The 5,688-nt window shown below is 57.1% G+C and carries 8 protein-coding genes and 1 pseudogene; 2 read left to right on the top strand and 7 right to left on the bottom strand.

Annotation, left to right across the window (positions count from 1 at the left end):
* Positions 1–727 (top strand): type IV secretory system conjugative DNA transfer family protein (locus tag E8M78_RS18690; RefSeq protein ID WP_246658394.1); only part of this gene is annotated, 727 nt, incomplete at its 5' end.
* Entirely contained in the window at positions 724–1,098 is a 375-nt protein-coding gene (locus tag E8M78_RS18685) for a hypothetical protein (RefSeq protein WP_246658393.1), read from the top strand. The genes E8M78_RS18690 and E8M78_RS18685, both read left to right, overlap by 4 nt.
* 125 nt (positions 1,099–1,223) lie before the next feature.
* On the opposite strand, the gene E8M78_RS18680 is transcribed toward E8M78_RS18685, so the two are convergent.
* From E8M78_RS18680 to E8M78_RS23400, 7 genes and pseudogenes are all read right to left on the bottom strand, one after another.
* Entirely contained in the window at positions 1,224–1,541 is a 318-nt protein-coding gene (locus tag E8M78_RS18680) for a DNA-binding transcriptional regulator (protein WP_137136490.1), read from the bottom strand.
* On the bottom strand, positions 1,534–1,908 hold the full coding sequence (locus E8M78_RS18675; protein WP_137136489.1) for a type II toxin-antitoxin system RelE/ParE family toxin: 375 nt from the start codon (positions 1,906–1,908) through the stop codon (positions 1,534–1,536). Before E8M78_RS18675 ends, E8M78_RS18680 begins: the two co-directional genes overlap by 8 nt.
* Before the next feature lie 52 nt (positions 1,909–1,960).
* Positions 1,961–2,287, bottom strand: a complete 327-nt coding sequence (locus tag E8M78_RS18670) for a stability/partitioning determinant (protein ID WP_137136488.1) — start codon at positions 2,285–2,287, stop codon at positions 1,961–1,963.
* Positions 2,284–2,955: a ParA family protein gene (locus E8M78_RS18665; RefSeq protein ID WP_137136487.1), complete on the bottom strand. Its 672-nt coding sequence runs from the start codon at positions 2,953–2,955 to the stop codon at positions 2,284–2,286. Before E8M78_RS18665 ends, E8M78_RS18670 begins: the two co-directional genes overlap by 4 nt.
* A 280-nt stretch (positions 2,956–3,235) precedes the next feature.
* On the bottom strand, positions 3,236–3,736 hold the full coding sequence (locus E8M78_RS18660; protein ID WP_348640127.1) for a hypothetical protein: 501 nt from the start codon (positions 3,734–3,736) through the stop codon (positions 3,236–3,238).
* A gap of 403 nt (positions 3,737–4,139) precedes the next feature.
* On the bottom strand, positions 4,140–4,346 hold the full coding sequence (locus E8M78_RS18655) for a hypothetical protein (protein ID WP_113336931.1): 207 nt from the start codon (positions 4,344–4,346) through the stop codon (positions 4,140–4,142).
* A 290-nt stretch (positions 4,347–4,636) separates the two neighbouring features.
* Positions 4,637–5,688: pseudogene (locus E8M78_RS23400) on the bottom strand (hypothetical protein); the annotation flags it as partial.

The raw sequence follows: 5,688 nt of genomic DNA, 5'->3' as shown, positions 1-5,688 counted from the left end.
AATCCTCCACGCCGTGTTCCCACAACGTTCTGCGAGTTGGCCAAAATCGCAGCTTCGGGCCGACTGGGCCTTTCTGGATAGTCCGCGCATGACAATGGTGCTCGGCCGATCGGATTTCCGCTTTGCCGATCTCAAGCGGCGAAACGAGACAGTGTTCCTCGTCCTGCCGCCTGACCGGCTCTCCACCTATTCGCGCTGGCTACGCCTGCTCGTCAGCCAAAGCCTGCTCGATATGGCACGCGATCCGGCAAAACCGCAGACGCCAGTTCTCTATCTGCTAGACGAGTTTGCTGCGCTGGGCCACCTCGCGCCCGTCGAGCGCGCCATGGGCCTCATGGCAGGCTACGGCGTACAGCTATGGCCTATTCTGCAGGACGTTCACCAACTGCGTGCCACATATGGACAGAAGGCCGGAACCTTCCTCTCTAATGCCGGCGTCCTGCAGGTGTTCGGGGTCAACGATCACGACAGCGCCCGACTCGTCTCCGATCTTCTCGGGCAGGAAACCGTGGTTTTCCAGACCATGGCCCGCGCACTCGATAGCGAGAAATCCGGCATTTCCTACAGCCAACAGAACATCGCCCGGCCTCTCCTCACCCCCGACGAGGTACGCAATATGCCGCCCCAGGCAGAATTGCTATTCCTCGCCGGACAACGCCCGATCATCGCTGGAAAGCTCGCCTATTATGCAGATCCCGAGTTTAAGGGAGCGTTCGATCCAGCATGAGTGACGAAGAATTTGGAGAAGAAGCCATTCAAGAAGCCAGAGCCATGTTCAAAACGCTGGAATGGACTTTCGGCATGATAGTGCAAAGTGACCCGAACCGGCTTCAGCATATAGCCAATGCCTACAACGAAGCACAGGAACTGATCGCCACTATCCCCAAAGATAACGGCAATCCACGCCCCCGTATCATTGCGTGCTTCGCTCGCTCGGATGCTTATAGAGCTGTAGAGGATGATGCTTGTGTCGGCTGGGTGCTGTCTACCCTTCAGGAAAGGGTGAATGAACGGAATTTTCCAGATTGGCGAAAGTTTCGGAAGGTCGTGAAAATGGCGGTCAAAATGCTCTCTGCGTCAAAGCCGACAATACATTGAAGACCAAGAATAAGGTCCCGGCGTTTCAGCGCCGGGGCATTGTCATGAAAAGCCCTCCGGCTCTCTACCGCCCAATTTGGATAAGAGCGTTCACCTCCGGGCTTGGTGCGGCTGCCGCCGCACAATTAGGCAATCGCCTGTAAGCCCTTGTTCCGGACAACCGTCAACAAGCGGAGCGCTGGGCCGCTCGGCCTCTTAACACCACGCTCCCAATCCGAAACCAGCCCCTTGCTGACGTTGAGATAGCGGGCAAAGACAGGCTGCGAAATGCTTTCGCGCTCACGGATAGTGCGAATTTCTTCCGGAGTCAGGGGCTCCACGGCTGTCAGGCAGCCTTCATCAAATTCGCGCATCGTCTTTTTGTCGATCGCTCCGGACTCGTAGAAACCTTCCATCATCTCGTGGACGGCTGCCAATGCCTCGCTTTTGTAGGTCTTACTCATCGCATTTCACCTCTGACATACGCCCCGCAGCGATTTCCGCGTCCATTTGCTCATCTGTAAATCCCAGAACCAGCTTCGCGGCCTTTTTCAGATAAGCCTCATCGGTATCATCAAGATTGGCCATATCGCTCTTGGCAAAGCCAAATGCAAAAACAGCCCTCTGCTGCGTTCGGAAGAAAACCAACGTCCGGAATCCACCGGACTTTCCCGCACCAGGTCGGGCAAGCCTCTGCTTGATGAGACCAGACCCCAGATCGGCATCGATCTGACCGCGTTCGGCACGCGCAACAGCCTCACAAAGCATGGCGTCGGAGATTTTCTCCTTCCGAGCAAATTTCTGAAACCAGCCGTTTTTGAAAACTCTCACCCCGGTTCCTTACCCACAAATATATAACGCTGAGCGTTACCCTTCAAGAGCTTCATTCCGCCCCTCTTTTGAGCGCTTCAACTGCTCGCTCAATGGTTTCTGCCAGCGTGATCTCGTGCTGATCCGCATAATTGTAAATCGCTTCGATAGTCTCTGCGCGAAGGCGAGTCGCGAATTGCTCTGTCCGTCCCGTTTTTCGACGCGTTCTGCGCATGGTCCGAATGGAAGGGGCAGCTTCAGAACCGGCAGCCTTGGGTGTTTCTCTAAAACCAGCGGCTCTGGTCGCAGCCTTAACGGCATTATTGTCGACTGGCGGCGCTGGCGTGTTGTCCAGATCCCCGAAATCGAGGGTCGCGCGCTTCTTATCGTCAGTGCTCATGCTCCCTCTCCTCTCAAAGCGTTGATAACCGCCTGGGCAAACTCACGGCTATTTTCCGTGGCGCTCTGCAATCCCGACACGTCGGACGCTTCCAGATCGCGAAGTATTCCACCGAGAGAAAACAGTGCACGGTAAGCGGCGCGGTCGACCAGAGTTGCAGGCAGGACCGGTATTGCCGCGTCGGAAAATTGTCGATCGATGTCGCGAGCGGTCCGCTCGCGAATAGCTGGCGGGACGCGCGTAAAGAATACCCTGTAAGGGATATCGCGGTTGGCGACCTTCCGCATCTGGTGAACCAGCTTTACGGATTTAGCAGCCTCAGATGCATCGAGCACTGAGCTTTGGAGCGGGATTAAAACGAGATCCGAGCGGGCAATCGCAAAACCAATTCGGTCGGTCGCCGTGCCTTCCAGGTCGACGATGACAAAATCAGCATTTGCCCGGGCCTCCTCAATGGTATCGATAATGGTTTCAGCGGAATCATCGATCATAAGCCGCACGGTGTCCGGAGTACCCTTCAGGCGCGCCCAGGCTTCAAGCGGGCGGTTGGGGTCGGCGTCGATCAGGACCACCTTGCGGCCGGCCGCAGCGAACTCGCCGGCAAGCACGACGGCAGACGTTGTTTTGCCGACCCCGCCTTTGCTCGACACGAATGAAATGACTGGCATGACGCATCTCCAAATCTGCTAATTAGCTGAAAGCTAGCAGATTTGTATTTATAAACAATTTACATGCAGCTTACTATCAGACAATAAAAAGCTAGAAGCTTACAAGCTGCTAAATTATTTTACACCCAATTGTGCCTCCCCACCTTTTCAAAAGCCATAGGACATTGGCCACAGGTGCAGAGCTGCGTTTTCTGATGCTACAGGTGCAGTTCCGGCCCGCGCTTATTGCGGGCCGGAACCGTCGCAGGACCTCGTGAGAGGTCCGAATGGCGACGTCCGCTTATTCTTTTCTATTATTTATAAAACCAGATAGGGATTCAGTCTGTCTGCCGGACTCACGTAAATTGATTGCTTTTCCAAGCCGGGCAAGCGCCTGGCCCAAGGGATTATCGCCAACATCGAACAGAGTTCGGGCTTCAATATCGAGCGACACCCTATGCGCCTCGATGTCAGCGGCGCGTTCTGCTTTGGCTTGAACATGATCGTCTGGAAGCGGAGGGGCCATGCCCCAACGTCCCAGGAGCTGCCGCGCCCGATCGGGCAAGGACATACGATAGGCATTGCTGGTTTGCTGGACCCGGGGACCGCGCCCCTCGTTGCCTGTCGGCTGATAGCGCCGCAGCCAGTCGAGGAAGCCATGGGCACGCAGGTTCTTCAACGCCCGCACGATCGCGTCACGCGAGCGCCTGAGCTTCAGCATGAGCGTATCGATCGACGGTTCCAGCCGACCGGTGCGGAAATCAACGAGATTGGCGAACAGCTCGAGCAGCTCGATCGCCACGCCTCCTAAGGGTCCATTGCGAGCACCAGGTTGGCGGCCTGCTAGTTCATAACGTCGTGCCGCTAGCACAATCGTGCGCACGTCCTGTCGGTTCGTCCGCCGCCAGAACACGCCCTCGCATCGTCCGCGCGCACGGCTCTGCCGCCGAACGGGCGTGCGTTCCCGCTCGGCTGGTACTCTTTCGAGCACCGCCCCAATCTGTTCAAACATGGTCCTTCCGCCTCCTTTTTCAGGCGGGCACGACTGTGGACAGCGGACAAAGATTCATCGTTCCGGCAAGAGACACCTCTTGCAGGTTCTTGAACACTCGACTATCTTGAGACCTAGATTAGGTGGCCTCAAAAGCCGATGTCGTAACTGACCGAAAACCCCTAGCCGTTACCAGCGGCGAGGGGTTTTTTCGTTATGCCCTCATTTCATTTTCGACAAACGCCTTTAAAGCTAATTCAAACACCTGCGCCCGCGACGCCAGCCCGCGTTCTGCCTTGATCTTATCAAGACAGTCCACCAGATCGGTGGGAAGATCGGTACTGACATAGATCCGCCCCGCCTCGCGCAAACGCTGGCGATGGGCTGCCACTTTTTCTCTGACTGGTTTCGCTGTGCTCATCGTTACAGGAAACTCCGATTCGCACTGATTCTGCAAGGTGCAAATCTGCAGTAGCGGCCTTTAGCAGTCGCTCACTCAAAAAGGGAAGGGTGGGGGAGAGCTTGAGAGGCGGGGCGCGGGCGCCTCTCAACTGGTTTGGGCCGGGTCGATCCCGGCTTGAACCAGCTCGCGCGACCAACATTTTGCTTATAAACAGATTATAATCTGCTATCTTTTTTCATGTAAAAACCCGACGCAAGCGCCGGGTTCTATTCGTTTGTGAGATAAGCGGGCTACATTCCCGCTTATGACTAATCAGCAGCCATAGCCTGCTGGTCGTCGTGATTCTGCTGTTCATCATCAATGTTCGAGCACAACGGGCCGGGGAGCCACGCTTTTCCGGCAAGAGCCTTTGCCGCGAGTGCGACGGCCTCGGCCTTCGGAGCCTTGCTTGCCGCCTTGATGGCGGCTTTCGCGCAACCGGCATCCTCCATCACCTCGGCAATCTGCGCCTTGGACAAGCGGGAGAGGAACGGAGCCTGCGCCTCCCAATGGCTGTTCATGTCGAGTTTCAGGACGGCGGCCAGTTGATCGGCGTGGGCGAGGCGGTCCCGGTCGTGATCGTGCTTGGCCTCGACTGCGTTGATATTGGCAGCGGTGACGACGGCCAGCAGTTCCAGAAGCTCATGCGGCGGCTGTTCCAGCAACCATTCCCACAGGTCGCCGGGATCGCCGGGGAGCTTGTAGCCCCATGTCTCGTGAATGCGGGCCCACTCGGTCAGCGCCGCGCATGCCTCCGGTTCTTTGATCGACGGGGCCAAATCTTTAAACTGGCCGCTGATCTCGATGGCTGCACCAACTCGCCAATAGCCGTTTCCGGTCAGGAAGGTTTTCAGGACCAGCGGATAGAGCATAACGGCAAGGGCGAGGTTCGGGCGCGTCACCAGCTCGTTGCGCATGGCGGCGGTGCGGATCGCGGTCAGCTCCTCGATGAGCGCGGCGGAATAGGTCATTGCCTGCTCTGCCTCGCCATCGTCATCACCATGACCAGCGGTAAGGCCATGGAAGTTCCCGGCGTTGGCGGATCCGCCATCCTCCCCGATCTCATCGGCCTGCGGATTGCGCAGGAGACGCAGCGCTGCCAGATCGTCGGCGCGAACAAGCCCCTGCTCGATCTGCAAGGTTCCGCCGTTGCCAATGGTGACGATGCACCCGGCCAGTGCCTTTTCCTCGCTGTCGTAGACCTTGGCCGCACGGCGGATTTCCTCCATGTGGCTTTCGATCCCGGCAAGCTCGGGGTTTGAGTAGCAACGGAACAGAAAACCTACATAAGGGTTTGTCCGGTCAGCGCCAGCTACCCAGC

It is taken from the genome of Rhizobium sp. FKY42, assembly GCF_005222835.1.
Taxonomy (GTDB): Bacteria; Pseudomonadota; Alphaproteobacteria; order Rhizobiales; family Rhizobiaceae; genus Neorhizobium.
This window is presented reverse-complemented; position numbering and strand designations above follow the sequence as displayed.

What these genes read in the sequence shown, in the direction of transcription:
- E8M78_RS18685 (WP_246658393.1), top strand. Translation starts at nt 724, where the DNA reads ATGAGTGACGAAGAATTTGGAGAAGAAGCCATTCAAGAAGCCAGAGCC.
- E8M78_RS18680 (WP_137136490.1), bottom strand. Translation starts at nt 1,541, where the DNA reads ATGAGTAAGACCTACAAAAGCGAGGCATTGGCAGCCGTCCACGAGATG.
- E8M78_RS18665 (WP_137136487.1), bottom strand. Translation starts at nt 2,955, where the DNA reads ATGCCAGTCATTTCATTCGTGTCGAGCAAAGGCGGGGTCGGCAAAACA.
- E8M78_RS18670 (WP_137136488.1), bottom strand. Translation starts at nt 2,287, where the DNA reads ATGAGCACTGACGATAAGAAGCGCGCGACCCTCGATTTCGGGGATCTG.
- E8M78_RS18655 (WP_113336931.1), bottom strand. Translation starts at nt 4,346, where the DNA reads ATGAGCACAGCGAAACCAGTCAGAGAAAAAGTGGCAGCCCATCGCCAG.